This is a genomic window from Mycobacterium sp. (genome assembly GCF_052145595.1).
Taxonomy (GTDB): domain Bacteria; phylum Actinomycetota; class Actinomycetes; order Mycobacteriales; family Mycobacteriaceae; genus Mycobacterium.
In genome coordinates this window covers 1-17,932 of sequence record NZ_JBKQOI010000081.1, presented here as the reverse complement: position 1 = coordinate 17,932, position 17,932 = coordinate 1, and the positions used below count along the sequence as shown (strand labels likewise).

Here is a 17,932-nt window from a genome sequence, read left to right as displayed (position 1 = left end):
TACGTGGGCGCACACCGCGCAATCATCGAGGCCGGGCCGGGCACGATCCGCCGATTATGTTGTGACACAGGCCAGGCCGCTGACGGCGACCTGACTGAGATCGTCGAGGCGGCGCTGGGCGCGATAGACGATCGAGTGGCACTGGTGGGCGAGCGCCCCGTCGCCGTCGATTCGCTGTGGCGCACCGCGCTGCGGTCACTGAACTGTGGCAGCCCGGACGGACGGAAATCGATGGCCCTGGTGCATCCGTCGTGGTGGCCGTCGTCGCGCGTCGGCGTGGTGACAGCGGCCGCACAGACCCTGGCCGATGACGTGCTGGTGCGCCCGCGGTCGTGGCTGCTGACGCGGGCCTCCGATAAGGAACACGCGGAATGCGAGGCGACGGTGGTGGTCGAGATCGCCGAGCGGTTGGTGGTGCTCAACGGTCCCGAGGTCGTCGCTATACCCCGCACCGTGGAACCGGACCGCGTTGTTGAGAAAGCCGCGACGGTCATCGCCGGGATGGCGCGAGACATAGCGGCGGTCGTGCTCATCGACGCCCCGAGCACGGTCAACCGCGCACCGGCGCTCGCGACGTTGATCGCCGGTGCGGTGCGCGGGGCCGGTCAGACCGTCGTGGAAATCGATGACGCTGTGCTCACCCGACTGAGCCGGTCGGCGTGGCCGGTTCCGGACGAGCCATCCGAGCCAAGGCAGACCGTCGCTGCCGATGGTGTCCCTTCTGGCGCGCGGATGTCGCGGATGTCGCGGATGTTTAGTGGGGTTGTGGGCGCCGCCGCCGCCTTCACGGTGCTGTCGCTGGGGGTTTCGGCCGTGGCCCCCGCGGGCCGCCATGGCGCGTCGCCCTCGGTGCAGGTGCAGACGGCGCTGACAACATTTCTGGTGGAAGGCCGGGTGGCGGTCGCGGTGCCCGCGAACTGGCCCACGCAGCGGGTGGTCACCGGGCCCGGTTCGGCGCGGGTACAGGTGACGTCGCCGTCGGATTCCGAAGTGGCGTTGCACGTCACACAATCGCTGGTTGCCGGTGAAACGCTCAGTGGCACGGCCGAGCGGTTGAAACGCGCGATCGACGCGGAGCCCGTCGGGGTGTTTGTCGACTTCAACCCATCGGGAACCAGCGCCGGCCGGCCTGCGGTGACCTACCGCGAAGTCCGCGCCAGCCATCACGTGCGGTGGACGGTGTTGCTGGACGGGCCGGTCCGGATCAGCGTCGGATGCCAGAGCCGGCCCGGTGACGAGGGGGCCGTGCGCGATGCATGCGAGCAGGCGGTGCGGTCCGCCCATGCAATCGGATGAGCCGCCGGATCGGGCGGAACCAAACGGAGGTCGGCACGGTCGTATTAGGTATGGCGACATCGAGCACTCTGAGCACCGACTTTGACCTGATGCGTTCGGTTGCGGGCACGACGGACGCCCGCAACGAAGAAATTCGGGCCATGTTGCAGGCATTCATCGGCCGCATGAGCTGCGTGCCTTCCACCGTGTGGGGTGGGCTCGCGGCCGCGCGGTTCAAAGATGTGGTGGATCGCTGGAACGCCGAGTCGATGAGGCTCTACCACGTCCTGCACGCCATCGCCGAAACCATTCGGCACAACGAGGCCACGCTGCGGGAGGCCGGGCAGAACCACGCTCGCCACGTCGCCGCTGCCGGCGGAAGCCTGTGATCGGGGGATCGGCCGTGGATCCGTTAATGTCCTACAACTTCGCCGAAATCGAATACTCCGTGCGCCAGGAGATCCACACCACATCGGCGCGTTTCAATGCCGCGCTGGACGAGCTGCACTCACAAATCTCCCCATTGCAGCAGCTCTGGACGCGCGAAGCGGCTGCCGCGTACCAGTTCGAGCAGCTGAAGTGGCACCAGGCGGCGACCGCGCTCAACAAGATACTGGTCGACCTCGGGAACGCGGTGCGCGAGGGTGCGGAAGAGGTCGCGAACGCCGACCGGCGGGCGGCCGGCGTCTGGGGAAGGTAGCCCTTCATAACAGGCTCTGTGTTGGTCCCGACGGAAGGAGAGCCGTTGGGACCAACACAGTGATTTTGACCTGCGGGGACGCCGATCGGTAAGCTGCTCGGTTGGCGTGCGGTACGCCGGGGCCTCGGGTCAATGTCGGTCGCCGAGATCAAACCCCCACCGCAGACCTACCAGGGCCGCCTGACCGATACCCGGGTCGCACCGGGATCCACCTCGAGAAGAAGAAGGTAAGCGCTGTGCCCACATATGCGCCCAAGGCGGGTGACACCACGCGGTCGTGGTACGTCATCGATGCCACGGACGTGGTGCTTGGCCGCCTTGCCGTGGCGGCAGCCAACCTGCTGCGCGGCAAGCACAAGCCGACGTTCGCCCCCAATGTCGATGGCGGGGACTTCGTCATCGTCGTCAACGCCGACAAGGTCGCCATCAGCGGCGACAAGCTGCAGAGCAAGCTCGCTTACCGCCACTCGGGGTATCCCGGCGGGCTGCACAAACGCACGACCGGCGAGCTGATGGAAAAGCACCCCGACCGCGTCGTGGAGAAGGCGATCGTCGGCATGCTGCCCAAGAACAAGCTCAGCCGTCAGATCCAGCGCAAGCTCCACGTTTACGCCGGTCCGGAGCATCCCCACGCCGCGCAGAAGCCGGTTCCGTACGAGATCAAGCAGGTCGCCCAGTGACCGAAACAACCGAGGCCTTGGAGGCTCCGGCAACCCCCGAAACCCCCGAAACCCCGGAAGCCCCGGCCGAGAGCCCCGCGGCCAGGCCCAGCGATGCGTTCGTGTTCGAGCGGCCCATCCAAACCGTCGGCCGCCGCAAGGAGGCCGTCGTGCGGGTGCGGCTGGTGCCCGGCACCGGCAAGTTCGACCTCAACGGCCGCAGCCTGGAGGCCTACTTCCCGAACAAGGTGCACCAGCAGCTCATCAAGGCCCCGCTGGTCACCGTCGATCGGGTGGAAAGCTTCGACATCTTCGCCCTCCTGCACGGCGGCGGCCCGTCGGGTCAGGCCGGCGCCCTGCGCCTGGGCATCGCCCGGGCGTTGATTCTGGCGTCGCCGGATGACCGGCCCGCTTTGAAGAAGGCCGGCTTCCTCACCCGTGACCCGCGCGCCACCGAGCGCAAGAAGTACGGCCTGAAGAAGGCGCGCAAGGCGCCGCAGTACAGCAAGCGCTGATCAGCGATCACTTTCTGGCCGCGACCGTGCATCTTTGCATGGTCAGCGGCGTGTCTGCGCACGATCGCGCGGGGTTCGGTCAGAAAGTTAAGGGCACGTTAGGTGCAGGACCGCCAACTGTGAGAGGTTTGTGCGCATGGGTCGACTATTCGGCACCGACGGTGTTCGCGGGGTCGCCAACGGCGAGTTGACCGCTGAGCTGGCCCTGGCGCTGGGCTCCGCGGCGGCGCGACACCTGGTGAGTTCGGGCCGACCGGGCCGCCGAGTCGCCGTGATCGGTCGCGATCCACGGGCCAGCGGCGAGATGCTGGAGGCCGCGGTGGTCGCCGGGCTGACCAGTGAGGGCGTCGACGCGCTGCGGGTCGGGGTGCTTCCGACCCCGGCGGTGGCGTACCTGACCGGCGCCTACGACGCCGACTTCGGGGTGATGATCTCGGCGTCGCACAACCCGATGCCCGACAACGGCATCAAGATCTTCGGCCCCGGCGGCCACAAACTGGACGACGACACCGAGGATCGGATCGAAGAGCTGGTCGCTTCGGGACCCGGATTGCGACCGACCGGCGCCGGGATCGGGCGCCTCATCGACGCCGAGGATGCGGCCGATCGCTACCTGCGCCACCTGAGTAAGGGCAGCACACTGCGGCTCGACGGCCTGACCGTGGTGGTCGACTGTGCCCACGGTGCGGCATCGTCCGTGGCGCCGCGCGCCTACCGTGCGGCCGGCGCGCGGGTCATCGCGATCAACGCCGAGCCCAACGGGCTCAACATCAACGACGGCTGTGGCTCGACACACCTGGATTCCGTGCGGTCAGCCGTCGTTGCCTACGGTGCCGACCTGGGCCTGGCGCACGACGGGGATGCGGACCGGTGCCTGGCCATCGATGCCGAGGGGCGGCTCGTCGACGGCGACGCGATCATGGTCGTGCTCGCGCTGGCGATGCAAGAGGCCGGCGAACTGGCTTCCAACACGCTGGTGACCACCGTGATGAGCAACCTCGGGCTGCACCTGGCCATGCGGTCGGCCGGCATCACCGTGCGCACCACCGGGGTCGGTGATCGCTACGTGTTGGAGGAATTGCGGGCCGGTGAATACAGCCTGGGCGGTGAGCAATCCGGTCACATCGTGATGCCCGCGGTGGGCTCCACCGGCGACGGTGTCGTCACCGGGCTGCGACTGATGACACGCATGGTGCAGACCGGGTCGTCACTGGCCGATCTCGCCTCGGCGATGCACGCGTTGCCGCAGGTGCTGATCAACGTCAAGGTCGCCGACAAGGCCTCCGCCGCTACCGCGCCCTCGGTGCGGACCGCGGTCGAGAAGGCCGAGGCCGAACTGGGTGACACCGGTCGAATCCTGTTGCGCCCCTCGGGAACTGAACCGATGATTCGCGTCATGGTGGAAGCGCCCGAAGCAGACATCGCTCAGCAGGTCGCCACCCGGCTCGCCGAAGTGGTGAGCGCCGCGCGCTGATCCGCACGCGCTGGAACCCCAAAGCGGCTCCGGGCGTCGGATTAGGCATGAGATTCGATAGTCGAGCCACTTTCGCCCGCACCCTTACCCGCACCGAAGTCGACGTCGCGGCGGTGCACAGGGTCGCCGACCAGTTGAGCGCCGCCGCCGAACTCATCGACCGCGCGGTCGGAGATAACTTGGCGCGGTTGGTTTTCAGCGGGGCCAGCGCCGGCCGGGCACACGCCGCGCACGGCGACGCGCTGCGCGTCGAGTTGGAGCGGCTTGTGGCGCAGGTGTCGCAGTGGGCGTGGGCGGCCGTCGACATCGCCGTCGCACTGCGGGCCGGCGCCGACCACTACGCCGATGCCGAACTGTATGCCGCGGCGCGGATCGCCTGATCGTGGCTGACCGGTTAGAAGTCGCCGAGCGCCTTGCCGAGGGCCGGCTCAGCGTCGAGCACACGCAGAGTTACGTGCACGCCTGCCATGTGCTCGGCTACGACCATCCCGACCTGACGTCGCACCCCGCCCAGGTCCGCGAGTGGTACGACAGCGAAGAAGGTCTCGACCTGCGGGTCCTCGACTGCGACTGCACGGAACTGCGGGCGGCGGGCGCGGCGGTCGCCGAAGCGTTACGGATGCAGTGTGCCCAGGTTGCCGAACTGGCGGCGGCATGGACGGGGCCGGGCGGGGATTCCGCGGTTCGGTTTCTGGAGCGTCATGTCGACGCCGGAAACGCGGTGGCCACCGAAGTCCGCGCGGCGGCCCAACGGTGTGAGTCACTGCGCGACAACCTGTGGTATCTAGTCGACTCGAAGGTCGCGACGGCCATCGCGATCGACGATCGCACGCGCGCACAACAGCAGACCTGGTTGGCGGCGGCCGCTGCGGTCACAACCGGGGTGGGAGATCGCGCGACCGCCGAGGAGGTGGTCCGACAACAGATAAATCCCTACGTGGACAACGAAATTCGCAATGACTGGCTGACTACCATGCGTTCGACGGTGGCCGGGGTGGCGACGTCCTACGACATGGTCACCAACCGGATGGCCGCCGTGCCGGCGGCATGCTTCGAGTCTCCCGGCGACCTCGGGCCCGGCTACCAATTGCCTCCGCCACGCCCGCCGATGGCGCCGACGACGGCCGCCGCGGTCGCGCCCCCGGCTGAGTTCCGCAGCCTGCCAGCCGATCCCGCGCCGACGCCGACCTTGACGGCTTCGGCTCCGGCTCCGGCCGCGACCACTCCCGCGACGCCGGTGCCGGACTTGGGAACTGCGCTCGGTAACGCCTCGACCATGCCCGCAGGCGACCTGGGCGGCGGACTGAGTGGCCTTGGGGGGCTGGCCAGCCGGATTGTCGATGCGATGGGTTCGCTGCTGGGATCGGCGGCCGGCCAGCTGGGCGCCGAGCATCCGTTCGGGGAGGATGCCTCCGACGAGGATCCCTTCCACGCCGAAGACCAGCACGATGTCGGTGACGGGAAGCACGACAACACCGACGACAAGTCCGATGACGAGGACGACAAGTCCGATGACGAGCCTGCCAAGCCCGAAGAGACCGACGAGGTCGAAGAGACCAAGGGGACCAAACCCGTCGAGGAGGCTAGACCGGTCGACGCCCCACCGCCACCGGTCGACGCGCCTGCGCCGGTCGACCCGCCCGCGCCGGTTGACCCGCCCGCGCCGGTCGACAATCCGCCGAGCGGCGGCCCTGCGGCTCCGGTGAATGAGGGATCGACGCCGTGCGAAATCGCCGCGGACCAGCTGCCGCAGGCCGGGCAGTGATCGCCTCAGGCGGACCGCAGCGCAAGTACGTCCTCGACGAAGCGCACGGACTCGCTGGGGTCGGCCGCCAGAGGGCTCACCAAAAGCGTTGTCACGCCGGCCTCGGCGAAGGCGGCCAGTCGTTCGGCCACATACCCGCGGGGGCCGACCAGCGACATCCCGCGCACCATTTCGTCGGGCACCAGGTCGATGGCCTCACGCTTGCGGCCGGACAGGTACAGCTCCTGGATCCGGTCCGCGACCTCGCCGAACCCATAGCGCGTCGCCAGGTTGTGGTAGAAGTTGCGGCCCTTGGCGCCCATGCCGCCGAGGTAGAGGGCCAGCTGCGGCTTGACCCAGGCCAGCCGCTCATCGACGTTGTCGCCGACGGCCAGCGACGCGTGCACCACGACGTCCAGGGACCCCAGTGCGGGATCCCGTTTGGCGGTGCCGGCGGCCAGCGCCTCGCCCCACACCGAGTGGGCTTTCTCCGGGAGATAGAAGACGGGCTGCCAGCCCTCGGCGATCTCGGCGGTGAGCTCGACGTTCTTCGGGCCCAGCGCCGCGATCGTTATCGGAATGCGTTCGCGCACGGGGTGATTGATGAGTTGTAGGGCCTTGCCCAAACCTGTTCCGCGATCCGCGGGCAGCGGGATTTGGTAGTGCTTGCCGGCGTATTGCAGCCGTTCCCGGCGCCACACCTGCCGGCAGATCTCCACCACCTCGCGGGTGCGGCCCAGCGGGGCGTCGAACTCGACGCCGTGGAACCCCTCGATCACCTGAGGCCCGGACGTGCCGATCCCCAGACGGAATCGTCCGTCGGACACGAAATCCAGGCCCGCGGCGGTCATCGCCAGCAGCGACGGCGTGCGGATGTAGATGGGAAACACCCCCGACGCCAATTCGACGGTGTTTGTCTTGGCGGCCAGATATCCGAGCTGGCTGACGGCATCGAAGGCATACGCCTCGGCCACCACCGCAACCTCGATGCCGGCCTTCTCGAGGTCGACGACGCGGTCGACGGCCTCGTGAAAGCCGCGCGAGTAATCCAAAGCGATCCCGATGCGCACCAACGACTGATACCACGATGACGGCGCGCCGCGGTCGGGCGGGTGCGCGTCGGACCGGCCGGGTGCCATCGGATGGGCATCCTCGATACCGGACTTAGAACTCCGGCGAAATCGCGCAGCGCCGGCAAACGACTGCGGCGGAGATGGGTCGAGAAATGTTCCCGTCGCGTGATGTAGTGCCGTGTAATAGTGTTGCTCGCGTAATAACGATGCAGGGCAAAAGAAATGGGGTGGGAAAGCCCGTGCAGAAGTTAGCAGCGGCGGCGATCGCGATTGGCGTGGCATTCGCAGCAACGCCGATCGCGCATGCCGACGATAATTGGATTGCGATGGCGATATCGGATTCCACCGGGCATATCTCCGGGATCTATGCCGGGCAAGCCAGCCAATCTGCCGCCGAGCAGGTAGTGATGTCGGCGTGTCGCAAGCGAGTCAGCGACTGTCGTGTTCTGGCCAGTGGGCCGGGTGGGTGCGTCGCGCTCGCGATGGACGCCGCGCACACCAAATACTTCGGGGGCTGGGGTCCGACAAGCGATGAAGCGGAGGCAGCGGCTCTGGCTGCCGCCCATGGCGGGACGGTCCTAAAAGACCAGGGCCACTGCCTGGGAGATCCTACGAGCTAATGACTTATGCACACCTCAGCACCGGCGCAACGGTGTGGGTACCTCAAATCTTCTGGGGGACTTGCTAATTGTCAGCCGGATATGCCCGGCCATTTCGAATGCGCTCCCGCGTTTAGCTGCGACGTAATGCAACCTGCGCCGTTATGTTGCCTTGGCGCGCAAATCAAACCGCGCCGGGGCCGCCAAGGGCTTACTTCAGCAGCGCGACGACCTTGTCTTCGAGGGCGACCGGCGGCGCCTCGGGATCCACCGAGTCCGTCTGGGGCAGCTTCACGTCCGGATCGGCGAAGTCGCGGTACGCCTTGTCGCCACCCAGCGCAAACAGCAAATACCCGGTCAGCAGCGCCCGAACCGATCGCTGGGTGCGTCGGTGCGGTCCGGCAAGTCCGAACACCTTGTTCAGTCGCCGGCCCTCAACCAGCCCCCCGGGTTCGGCCTTGCTGACGACACGCAGCGTGGCCGTTTCCCATGCGGCGGAAAGCGTTAGCGCGTTGGAATTCAGCGATTTGGGATCTCCCGGCGCGGTCAAGATCAAACCCGGGACCTTAAGCGTCCCGGCCGGCTCCTCGGCCGGGGGATTGGTGACGGACGGGAACAGCGCCGCCACGGCTTTCGGCTTGTCCGGCATGCCGGCCGCGGCGAACACCGCGGCCGAGCCGCCGAAACCGTGGCCCACCACGCCGAGCTTGGCGGGATGCACGCTGATGTTGCCGGGCCCAAGGCGCACGCCCGCCACGATGTCGAGGGCGGTGCCAAGGTCGAAGGCGAAGTTCAGCACCGAAGGCGCCAGGCCCCGCTGAGTGTCCGGAGCGCCGGCCACGATGCCCCACGACGCCAGATGCTCCAGCAGACCCGAATAGCGACCGGCACCGGTGAGCCAGTCGTGACCGAACGCGACGCCGGGCAGGTTGAGCCCGGTTTCGGGCGTATACACCACCCCCGGCAAACCGGCAAAGGCCAGGTCACCACGCAAAACCCGATGCGGGCCACGGCGGCTGAGGGCTGCGACGAGCTTGCGCTTTCGGGCCACCCGTCGACGTTAGCGGGGATGGGTCCACCGCGTCCACGCACGGATCCTGGACATGACTGACAAGTTGGCCGACTGTGAGCTCGCGGTCATCGGCGGCGTCGGTCACTCTCCGATGATCGAATCTCCCGACGAGTTCAACAGAGCCGTGTTGAGCTTTACCGCTCGTTAGGCCGTGACCTCAATCAGGCCCACCCGCCAGAGCACCGCGTACACCTGGCGCAGTGGGATGCTCAGCAAACGCGTGGCCGCATCCACCAATGGGTCGCCGCCGGCGCCGATCTGCGGCCGAGGCAGCCGCTTCGATGCCTGCTCAGGAGCCTGCTTTTGCGGGGGCGCCAGCGTCAGCCTCGGCGCGCGGGCGGTCGTCACCACATCGTCGTAAAGGACAGCGGTCATGATTCCCTCCTGGGGATTGATGCGCGGGTCAAAAGCCCGGTCTGGAATTAACGTTTATGCACTTTGACCGACCCGGCTTCGGTCTTCTGGGGTCTCCTGGATAAGTTTGCGCGTCCTGCGAATATCTGCTCCACTGGGATCCGTGGTGCAGCATCCAAACGCGGTTGCCGGGTAGCTGGATTATCGGCATTGATACCTGTTGTAAACTGATTGGCAAGAGAACGGTTGCGCGGTCGTGCAGCGATTCCCGGCTGTGGCGAACACATTGCTTTGCAGCATCATTCATCCGTAGCGGCGGCCCCAAACCTCGCGCAGTCGTGATCAGGCGAGCGTCAACACCGTTGTCCTTTCCGCTGGCTCCCGGTGCCGTCTTGCCGTTAGCGGAGCTGCATATCGGCGTTTGCCGATTTCGCAGTTCACGTGACTCCTCGGTGGTTGCCAGCCTTAGCCGATATTCCGGAGCGTAAATGCATATGTTGCTGGGGCAATGAAGCGACCGAAAACGCCAGAAATACATCAGGTGAAATGAGCTTCGGCTTTATGAAGGGAATATGAATTGAAATGAATTCGGCTGCACCACGCCTCGACCTGCTTTGCCGGAGGATCCCGACCTCGCTTCCCCGGCCCGTGGCCGGATTGCGCAGGTCAGGCGTGTGAGGCCGTCCCGGGGGCACGGCTGCACTACCCTGGTCAGAATGTGCGGAATTGTCGGCTACGTCGGGCAGCGCCCGGCCTGCGAGGTCGTCATGGACGCGCTGCGCAGGATGGAGTACCGCGGCTACGACTCATCGGGAATCGCACTGGTCGACGGCGATGGCAAACTCACCGTGCGGCGGCGCGCTGGCAGGCTGGCCAACCTGGAGGAGGCGGTGGCCGAGATGGCGCCGGAGTCGAGGCGCGGCACCACCGGCCTCGGTCACACCCGCTGGGCCACCCACGGCCGTCCCACCGACCGCAATGCGCACCCGCACCGCGACGCGGCCGGCAAGATCGCCGTCGTCCACAACGGCATCATCGAGAACTTCCCGGCCCTGCGCCACGAGCTGGAGACGGCGGGCGTGGAGTTTACGAGCGACACCGACACCGAGGTCGCGGTGCACCTGGTGGCGCAGGCCTACCGGCACGGCGAGACCGCCGGCGATTTCGCCGCTTCGGTGCTGGCGGTGCTGCGCCGGCTGGAGGGCCACTTCACGCTGGTGTTCGCCAACGCCGACGAGCCGGGCACCATCGTCGCCGCCCGCCGCTCGACACCGCTGGTGCTCGGGATCGGCGACGGCGAGATGTTCGTCGGCTCCGACGTGGCGGCGTTCATCCCGCACACCCGCAACGCCGTCGAACTCGGTCAGGACCAGGCCGTGGTGATCACCGCGGACGGCTACCGGATCACCGACTTCGACGGCAATGATGACCTGGAACCCGGGGCATATCGCGAGTTTCATATCGACTGGGATCTGGCCGCCGCCGAAAAGGGCGGCTACGAGTACTTCATGCTCAAGGAGATCGCCGAGCAGCCCACCGCGGTGGCTGACACCCTGCTCGGGCATTTCGTGGGCGGCCGGATCGTCCTCGACGAACAGCGCCTCTCCGATCAGGAACTCCGCGAGGTCGACAAGGTGTTCGTGGTCGCCTGCGGCACCGCATACCACTCCGGGCTGCTGGCGAAATACGCGATCGAGCACTGGACGCGGCTGCCGGTCGAAGTGGAGCTGGCCAGCGAATTCCGCTACCGCGACCCGGTGCTGGACCGCAGCACGCTGGTGGTCGCGATCTCGCAGTCCGGTGAAACCGCGGACACCCTGGAAGCGGTCCGCCACGCCAAGGCGCAGAAGGCCAAGGTGCTGGCGATCTGCAATACCAACGGCTCGCAGATCCCGCGCGAGTGCGACGCGGTGCTCTACACGCGGGCCGGCCCGGAGATCGGCGTGGCATCTACGAAGACCTTCCTGGCACAGATCGCCGCCAACTATCTGGTCGGCCTGGCGCTGGCGCAGGCCCGCGGCACCAAGTACCCCGACGAGGTCGAGCGCGAATACCGCGAGCTGGAAGCGATGCCGGACCTGGTGGCCCGGGTGCTCGCGACGGTCGAACCGGTGGCCGCCCTGGCGCATCGGTTCGCCCAATCGTCGACCGTGCTGTTTCTGGGTCGCCATGTCGGCTACCCGGTGGCGCTGGAAGGCGCGCTGAAGCTCAAGGAACTGGCCTACATGCACGCCGAGGGGTTTGCCGCCGGCGAGCTCAAGCACGGCCCGATCGCGTTGATCGAAGACGACCTGCCCGTCATCGTCGTGATGCCCTCGCCCAAAGGGCAGGCCATCCTGCACGCCAAGCTGCTGTCCAACATCCGCGAGGTCCAGACCCGCGGCGCGATAACCATCGTGATCGCCGAGGAGGGCGACGACACCGTACGCCCCTATGCCGATCACCTGATCGAAATCCCTTCGGTGTCAACCCTTTTGCAGCCGCTGGTGTCGACCATCCCGCTTCAGGTGTTCGCCGCGTCGGTGGCCCAGGCCCGCGGCTACGACGTCGACAAGCCACGGAACCTGGCCAAGTCCGTCACCGTCGAATAGAGGGTGGACGCCGTGGCGCACGCATCGGTGCGGGGACGGCTGCGCCGCATGTGGCTCGTGATGTGGCATTTCGTCATCGGCGCGCCATTGACGTACGGGTGGCTGTTCGTGCTGCTGATCACGACGATCATCCAGCGCCATCTCACTAAGCGCGAGTACCACGCCGTGGCCCTCGACAGCTCCACCAACATTCACCACTTGTTGAAAGATCCACTGGAAGTGCTGTTTAACAGCTTGCTGTGGATCGACGGCCGGTACTTGGCACCGTACCTGCTGCTGTTCACCCTGTTTCTCGCACCGGCCGAACACTGGCTCGGCCATCTGCGTTGGCTCACTGTGGGATTGACCACTCATATCCTCGCCACCTACATCAGCGAAGGCATCCTCTACTACGCGATCAAGGAACACGAAGCGCCGCAAAGGCTGGTGCACGCCCGCGATATCGGGGTCAGCTATTTCCTCGTCGGCGTGATGGCGGTGCTGACCTATCACATTGCGCGGCCGTGGCGTTGGGGCTATCTCGGGGTACTGCTGCTCATCTTCGGTTTTCCGCTGCTCACGATGGACCGCGTCGAGCTGGACTTCACCGCGATCGGTCACTTCGCCTCGATCCTCATCGGGCTCTGCTTCTATCCGATGGCGCGAGAACGCAAGCGCCCGCCGTTGAATCCGGCGAAACTCAAGACCGCCCTCCGGGGGCTTCGTTCTGGCCAGACCCCGACCTGACGCGGCAGTCGAATGCGGTTCTGCTGCAGCACCGGCGGTGTTGCGAGCGCTGCTACCGTCGGGGGTGATCGACCGACGGGAGGGATGAGGCGATGGGACAGCAGGTGCGCGCGCTCTACGGCGCATCGTTGTCCCCGGACGCGACCGCGTTCGCTCACCTCATCGACGACGGCGGCTATCCGCGCGCGGTGCAGCGCTTCCTGCGCGGGCGTCGAGCCAGTTCGTCGCGTGATGTCGAGCTTCCGGTCGAGGGTCCGGTCTCTCGCGTCATTCATTCGGCGGACGGTCAGTGGCTGGCATGCGAGGTAGCTCCCGAAGGGGGCACTCGCAAGCAGATCTGGGTCGTGACCACCGATCCTGACGATCGGATGGCCCAGCGCATCGACGGCGAAGACGCCGGGACCGCCGAACTGATCGGGTGGGACGGTAGCAGGGTGGCGGCGATCCTGACCGGTGAGGACGGAGTTGGGCAGTCTTGCCTGATCGATCCGGCCGACGGCCGGTGCACCGTGTTGGACCGCCGATCCGGCGGTCGACTGGTCGACGCGTGGGCCGGGGCGTCGTTGATCCGGGTCGGGCCACGCGGCTACCGCGAGATGGTCATGCTGTACGGTCACACCGAATTAGCCTTGCTGCCTTCGGATCCCGGCTCCACGACCGCCCACGGCATCATCCTCGACGATCACCAACCTCGCCGCGTTCGGTACGGCCCGACCCGCGAGCTGTCCAGGCTGTACTACCCGGGCGTGGGTGGCGACGGATACGTCCGGGCGCTGATCATCAGCGACAACGGCTGCGAGCACGCCCGGCTGCTGGAAGTGACGGCCACGCTGGACGGCGTCAGCTACTTCGTGGTGGCCGAGCGCCCGGACTGTGATCTCGACGAGTTCATCGTCAGTGACGACCTGTCCACCATCGCAATGCTGTGGAACCTGCACGGCCGCAGTGAGTTACAGATTCTCGAATACACCGACTACACGCTGCACGATCCGATTCCGCTGCCCGGCCTGGTCGCCGGCGAACTCTCCATCAGCGCCGGTGGCTCGATGCTGGCGATGACCGTACAAAGCCCGTGGATGCCACGAACCGTCGAGTTGGTGGACCCGCGCACCGGCGAATGGCAACGCATCGACCGCGAACCCAGTCGCGGTCCGATGGCGCCGGGCTTCTCCGCCGTGCCGGTGCCGGAGAGGATCACGGCACGCGACGGGCTGAGTCTGCCGGCGTGGCTGTACCGGTCGACCGTAAGCGGCCCTGCCTCAGGCGCTTTGGTGTATCTGCACGGCGGCCCGGAAGGCCAGGCACGGCCCGACTACAGCGAGATCATTCCGGAACTGCTCAAGGCCGGCATCACCGTGCTGACGCCGAACGTCCGCGGTTCCGGCGGCTCGGGCCGCACCTTTGTCCACGCCGACGACAAGGAAAAACGGTTCGAAGCCATCGACGACGTCGCCGACTGTGTGCGCTTCCTGGTGGACAACCAGCTGGCCGACCCGCGGCGGATCGCGTGCGCGGGCTGGTCGTACGGCGGCTTCCTGACCATGGCGGCCATGACTTTTCACCCGGACTTGTTCGCGGCGGGCATCACCATCTGCGGAATGAGTGATTTGACCACGTTCTACCGCAACACCGAGCCGTGGATCGCCGATGAGGCGTATCCCGAGTACGGGCACCCGTTCAACGACCGCGAGTTGCTCGAGGAGCTGTCGCCCTTGCGTCGTGTCGAGGCCCTGACTGCGCCGTTGCTGGTCGTGCACGGTGCCCACGACACCAACGTGCCGGTCAGCGAGTCGGAGCAGATCGTCGACGCGCTGCGGCGGGCCGGTCGCGACGTGCGCTATCTACTCTTCACCGACGACGGTCACGAGATCGTCAAGCGCGAGAATCACGCGGCGCTGGCCGCGGCGATGACCGAATGGCTGCACAGGGCTTTCGGCGCCACGAAAGGCATCGGGCGTACGGCCGTCTAGCGAGCATGGAAAGCTGACTCTGGTGCGGCACTACTACTCCGTAGAGGCAATCCGCGACGCCGAAGCGCCGCTGCTGGCCAGCCTTCCCGACGGTGCGTTGATGCGACGCGCGGCCTTCGGGCTGGCCACCGAGATCATCGGGGAGCTGACCGCCCGCACGGGCGGGGTGGCCGGCCGCCGGGTGTGCGCGGTCGTCGGCTCGGGAGACAACGGCGGCGATGCGCTGTGGGCGGCGACCTTCGTGCGCCGTCGCGGCGCGGCCGCCGACGCGGTGCTGCTCAGCCCGGACCACACCCACCGCAAGGGCCTGGCGGCATTCCGCAAAGCCGGCGGCCGCATCGTTGACAGTGTCTCGGCCGCAACCGATCTCGTCATCGACGGGGTAGTGGGCATCTCCGGCTCGGGTCCGCTCCGCCCGGCCGCGGCCGAAGTGTTCGCCGCTGTCGACGAGGCAGGGATCCCGGTGGTCGCCGTCGACACGCCCAGCGGCATCGACGTGGAGACCGGGGCGATCACCGGTCCCGCGGTCCACGCCGCGCTGACCGTCACCTTCGGTGGGCTCAAACCCGTGCACGCGCTCGCCGACTGCGGCCGCGTCGAACTGATCGACATCGGGCTCGACCTGCCCGACACTGACGTGCTGGGCTTCGAGGCCGCCGACGTGCTCGCGCGCTGGCCGGTGCCCGGACCCCGCGACGACAAGTACACCCAGGGCGTGACCGGCGTGATGGCCGGTTCGTCGACGTACCCGGGCGCCGCCGTGCTGTGCACCGGCGCCGCCGTGGCCGCCACCTCGGGCATGGTCCGCTACGCCGGCAGCGCGCACCGCGAGGTGCTCGCGCATTGGCCCGAGGTGATCGCGTCGCCCACCCCGGCGGCGGCCGGACGCGTGCAGGCCTGGGTCGTCGGGCCGGGATTGGGCACCTACGACACCGGGGCCGCGGCGCTGTGGTTCGCGCTGGAAACCGACCTTCCGGTGATCGTGGACGCCGACGGGTTGACCATGCTGGCGGCCCACCCCGAGCTGGTGGTCAACCGCAACGCGCCGACGGTGCTGACGCCGCACGCCGGTGAATTCGCCCGGCTGGCCGGGAACCCGCCGGGGGACGACCGTGTGGGCGCGTGCCGCAAGCTGGCCGACGCGTTCGGCGCTACCGTGCTGCTCAAGGGGAACGTCACCGTCATCGCCGACCCCGGCGGACCGGTCTACCTGAATCCGGCCGGCCAATCCTGGGCGGCCACCGCCGGGTCCGGTGACGTGTTGTCCGGGATGATCGGCGCGCTGCTGGCGTCCGGGTTGCCGGCAGCCGAGGCGGCCGCGGCCGCGGCCTTCGTGCACGCGCGCGCGGCGGCGCTGTCGGCCGCTGACCCGGGCCCCGGCGACGCGCCGACGTCGTCGTCCCGAATGGTCCCGCATATCCGGGCCGCCCTGGCCGTCCTGTAACAGCACCCAGCCAACGAAAGGATTTGCCGTGACCCTCAGCCACCCGTCCGTCCCCGCATACTCGATCGCGCCCGCCTACACCGGACGCATGTTCACCACCCCGGTGCCGGCGCTACGGCTGCCCGAGGAATCGATGGACCCGGAGGCCGCCTACCGCTTCATCCACGACGAGCTGATGCTGGACGGCAGCTCACGGCTGAACCTGGCCACGTTCGTCACCACCTGGATGGATCCCGAGGCCGAGAAGCTGATGGCCGAGACGTTCGACAAGAACATGATCGACAAGGACGAATACCCGATCACCGCATCCATCGAGCAGCGCTGCGTCTGCATGGTCGCCGACCTCTTTCACGCCGACGACCTGCGTGATGACGATCCGTCCAGCGCCATCGGGGCGTCGACCATCGGCTCCAGCGAGGCGGTCATGCTGGGCGGGCTGGCCCTGAAATGGCGCTGGCGGCAAAAGGTCGGCAAGGGCTGGGAGGGCCGCACCCCCAACCTGGTGATGGGCTCCAACGTCCAGGTGGTGTGGGAGAAGTTCTGCCGCTACTTCGACGTCGAACCGCGCTATCTGCCGATGGAGGAGGGGCGCTACGTCATCACTCCCGAGCAGGTCATCGACGCCGTCGACGAGGACACCATCGGCGTGGTGGCAATCGTGGGCACCACCTACACCGGTGAGCTGGAACCCGTCGCCGAGATCTGCGCGGCGCTGGACAAACTGGCCCTCAAACCGGCATCAGCCGGTGGTGTGGACGTGCCGGTGCACGTCGACGCCGCCAGCGGAGGATTCGTGGTGCCCTTCCTGCACCCGGAAATCAAGTGGGACTTCCGGCTGCCGCGGGTGGTGTCGATCAATGTCAGCGGTCACAAGTACGGACTGACCTACCCCGGTATCGGGTTCGTCGTCTGGCGCAGTAAGGAGTATCTGCCCGAGGACCTGGTGTTCCGGGTCAACTACCTGGGCGGCGACATGCCGACATTCACGCTGAACTTCTCCCGCGCCGGCAACCAGGTGATCGGCCAGTACTACAACTTCCTGCGGCTGGGCCGCGAGGGCTACACGCAGGTCATGCAATCGCTGTCGTCGACCGCGAGGTGGCTGGGCGAGCAGCTGCGCGTCGGCGACCACTGCGAGCTGATCTCGGACGGCTCGGCGATCCCGGTGGTCAGCTTCCGGCTCGCCAAGAACCGCGGATACACCGAGTTCGACCTTTCCCATGAGCTGCGGGGCTACGGCTGGCAGGTGCCTGCCTACACCATGCCCGACAACGCCACCAACATCTCGGTGCTGCGCATCGTGGTGCGCGAGGGACTCTCGGCCGATCTGGCCAGGGCGCTGCACGACGACGCCCGCACCGCGCTGGCCTCCCTGGACAAGATCAAGCCGGGCGGACACTACAACGCTCAGCACTTCGCGCACTGAGGGGGCGGCGGTCCGTCGCTCGAGGGCGGGCAGATTGTGTCTGCCGACACACTTACTGGTGTGGCAACTGCGACCGATGGGATGAAATTGACCAGCGGTGCGGCTGTTGGACCGGCGCGCACGAACGGTTCTGGGAGAATGTGGGCAGCGAACCGACACATAGATCTGGGAGCACGACTTCGTTGGCCGTTACGCCGATATCCCTGACACCGGGCGTCCTCGCGGAGGCGGTGGTGGACCTGGGTGCTATTGAGCACAACGTGCGGGTGTTGCGCGAGCACGCCGGGCGCGCGCAGGTGATGGCCGTCGT

The 17,932-nt window shown here is 67.3% G+C and carries 18 protein-coding genes and 1 pseudogene; 16 read left to right on the top strand and 3 right to left on the bottom strand.

What is annotated here, in order from left to right; genetic code table 11:
* The first annotated feature begins 3 nt into the window (after window positions 1-3).
* The 8 genes from ACLP4W_RS06485 (at window position 4) to ACLP4W_RS06450 (ending at window position 6,388) form a co-directional block, all read left to right on the top strand.
* Window positions 4-1,296: a type VII secretion-associated protein gene (locus ACLP4W_RS06485; protein ID WP_442385380.1), complete on the top strand. Its 1,293-nt coding sequence runs from the start codon at window positions 4-6 to the stop codon at window positions 1,294-1,296.
* A 50-nt stretch (window positions 1,297-1,346) separates the two neighbouring features.
* Window positions 1,347-1,664, top strand: a complete 318-nt coding sequence (locus ACLP4W_RS06480) for a WXG100 family type VII secretion target (protein WP_442385252.1) — start codon at window positions 1,347-1,349, stop codon at window positions 1,662-1,664.
* Window positions 1,665-1,690: 26 nt separating this feature from the next.
* Complete coding sequence (locus ACLP4W_RS06475) at window positions 1,691-1,975, top strand: WXG100 family type VII secretion target (protein WP_442385378.1); 285 nt, start codon at window positions 1,691-1,693, stop codon at window positions 1,973-1,975.
* 236 nt (window positions 1,976-2,211) lie between these two features.
* Window positions 2,212-2,655, top strand: a complete 444-nt coding sequence (gene rplM, locus ACLP4W_RS06470) for a 50S ribosomal protein L13 (protein ID WP_442385250.1) — start codon at window positions 2,212-2,214, stop codon at window positions 2,653-2,655.
* Window positions 2,652-3,149 (top strand): 30S ribosomal protein S9, encoded by a 498-nt coding sequence (gene rpsI / locus ACLP4W_RS06465; RefSeq protein WP_442385248.1) that lies wholly within the window; start codon window positions 2,652-2,654, stop codon window positions 3,147-3,149. The genes rplM and rpsI overlap by 4 nt, the downstream gene beginning before the upstream one ends.
* Before the next feature lie 136 nt (window positions 3,150-3,285).
* Complete coding sequence (gene glmM / locus ACLP4W_RS06460; protein WP_442385246.1) at window positions 3,286-4,623, top strand: phosphoglucosamine mutase; 1,338 nt, start codon at window positions 3,286-3,288, stop codon at window positions 4,621-4,623.
* A gap of 47 nt (window positions 4,624-4,670) precedes the next feature.
* A complete protein-coding gene (locus ACLP4W_RS06455) occupies window positions 4,671-5,003 on the top strand; it encodes a type VII secretion target (protein ID WP_442385244.1) in 333 nt (110 codons plus the stop codon).
* 2 nt (window positions 5,004-5,005) lie between these two features.
* On the top strand, window positions 5,006-6,388 hold the full coding sequence (locus tag ACLP4W_RS06450; RefSeq protein ID WP_442385242.1) for a hypothetical protein: 1,383 nt from the start codon (window positions 5,006-5,008) through the stop codon (window positions 6,386-6,388).
* A gap of 5 nt (window positions 6,389-6,393) precedes the next feature.
* On the opposite strand, the gene ACLP4W_RS06445 is transcribed toward ACLP4W_RS06450, so the two are convergent.
* Complete coding sequence (locus ACLP4W_RS06445; protein WP_442385376.1) at window positions 6,394-7,437, bottom strand: LLM class F420-dependent oxidoreductase; 1,044 nt, start codon at window positions 7,435-7,437, stop codon at window positions 6,394-6,396.
* A 209-nt stretch (window positions 7,438-7,646) separates the two neighbouring features.
* Here ACLP4W_RS06445 and ACLP4W_RS06440 point away from each other — a divergent pair, with 209 nt between their 5' ends.
* Entirely contained in the window at window positions 7,647-8,060 is a 414-nt protein-coding gene (locus tag ACLP4W_RS06440; protein WP_442385240.1) for a DUF4189 domain-containing protein, read from the top strand.
* A 190-nt stretch (window positions 8,061-8,250) separates the two neighbouring features.
* Here the strand turns inward: ACLP4W_RS06440 and ACLP4W_RS06435 are convergent, their stop codons facing one another.
* Window positions 8,251-9,090 (bottom strand): dienelactone hydrolase family protein, encoded by an 840-nt coding sequence (locus tag ACLP4W_RS06435; protein WP_442385238.1) that lies wholly within the window; start codon window positions 9,088-9,090, stop codon window positions 8,251-8,253.
* Between the two features lie 52 nt (window positions 9,091-9,142).
* Between ACLP4W_RS06435 and ACLP4W_RS06430 the strand changes: the two genes are divergently transcribed.
* Complete coding sequence (locus ACLP4W_RS06430; protein WP_442385236.1) at window positions 9,143-9,259, top strand: alpha/beta fold hydrolase; 117 nt, start codon at window positions 9,143-9,145, stop codon at window positions 9,257-9,259.
* On the opposite strand, the gene ACLP4W_RS06425 is transcribed toward ACLP4W_RS06430, so the two are convergent.
* Window positions 9,256-9,486 (bottom strand): Rv1535 family protein, encoded by a 231-nt coding sequence (locus ACLP4W_RS06425; RefSeq protein ID WP_442385234.1) that lies wholly within the window; start codon window positions 9,484-9,486, stop codon window positions 9,256-9,258. The two genes, ACLP4W_RS06430 and ACLP4W_RS06425, sit on opposite strands and share 4 nt — an antisense overlap.
* 695 nt (window positions 9,487-10,181) lie before the next feature.
* Here ACLP4W_RS06425 and glmS point away from each other — a divergent pair.
* From glmS to ACLP4W_RS06395, 6 genes and pseudogenes are all read left to right on the top strand, one after another.
* Window positions 10,182-12,056 (top strand): glutamine--fructose-6-phosphate transaminase (isomerizing), encoded by a 1,875-nt coding sequence (gene glmS, locus ACLP4W_RS06420; RefSeq protein ID WP_442385232.1) that lies wholly within the window; start codon window positions 10,182-10,184, stop codon window positions 12,054-12,056.
* Between the two features lie 48 nt (window positions 12,057-12,104).
* On the top strand, window positions 12,105-12,782 hold the full coding sequence (locus tag ACLP4W_RS06415; RefSeq protein ID WP_442385374.1) for a rhomboid-like protein: 678 nt from the start codon (window positions 12,105-12,107) through the stop codon (window positions 12,780-12,782).
* Window positions 12,783-12,874: 92 nt separating this feature from the next.
* The gene (locus ACLP4W_RS06410) at window positions 12,875-14,752 is read left to right on the top strand and encodes an alpha/beta hydrolase family protein (RefSeq protein ID WP_442385230.1); all 1,878 of its coding nucleotides are present in this window, start codon (window positions 12,875-12,877) and stop codon (window positions 14,750-14,752) included.
* Window positions 14,753-14,774: 22 nt separating this feature from the next.
* Window positions 14,775-16,196 carry an NAD(P)H-hydrate dehydratase gene (locus ACLP4W_RS06405; protein ID WP_442385228.1) on the top strand — a complete coding sequence of 474 codons (1,422 nt, stop codon included), beginning with the start codon at window positions 14,775-14,777 and terminating at the stop codon, window positions 16,194-16,196.
* 28 nt (window positions 16,197-16,224) lie between these two features.
* The gene (locus ACLP4W_RS06400) at window positions 16,225-17,622 is read left to right on the top strand and encodes a glutamate decarboxylase (RefSeq protein WP_442385226.1); all 1,398 of its coding nucleotides are present in this window, start codon (window positions 16,225-16,227) and stop codon (window positions 17,620-17,622) included.
* Between the two features lie 182 nt (window positions 17,623-17,804).
* A pseudogene (locus ACLP4W_RS06395) lies at window positions 17,805-17,932 on the top strand (alanine racemase); the annotation flags it as partial.

Coding starts and splice junctions, on each gene's coding strand:
- ACLP4W_RS06430 (WP_442385236.1), top strand. CDS start 9,143: ATGACTGACAAGTTGGCCGACTGTGAGCTCGCGGTCATCGGCGGCGTC.
- ACLP4W_RS06440 (WP_442385240.1), top strand. CDS start 7,647: ATGCAGGGCAAAAGAAATGGGGTGGGAAAGCCCGTGCAGAAGTTAGCA.
- ACLP4W_RS06480 (WP_442385252.1), top strand. CDS start 1,347: ATGGCGACATCGAGCACTCTGAGCACCGACTTTGACCTGATGCGTTCG.
- ACLP4W_RS06410 (WP_442385230.1), top strand. CDS start 12,875: ATGGGACAGCAGGTGCGCGCGCTCTACGGCGCATCGTTGTCCCCGGAC.
- glmM (WP_442385246.1), top strand. CDS start 3,286: ATGGGTCGACTATTCGGCACCGACGGTGTTCGCGGGGTCGCCAACGGC.
- ACLP4W_RS06475 (WP_442385378.1), top strand. CDS start 1,691: ATGTCCTACAACTTCGCCGAAATCGAATACTCCGTGCGCCAGGAGATC.
- ACLP4W_RS06455 (WP_442385244.1), top strand. CDS start 4,671: ATGAGATTCGATAGTCGAGCCACTTTCGCCCGCACCCTTACCCGCACC.
- ACLP4W_RS06415 (WP_442385374.1), top strand. CDS start 12,105: ATGTGGCTCGTGATGTGGCATTTCGTCATCGGCGCGCCATTGACGTAC.
- ACLP4W_RS06425 (WP_442385234.1), bottom strand. CDS start 9,486: ATGACCGCTGTCCTTTACGACGATGTGGTGACGACCGCCCGCGCGCCG.
- glmS (WP_442385232.1), top strand. CDS start 10,182: ATGTGCGGAATTGTCGGCTACGTCGGGCAGCGCCCGGCCTGCGAGGTC.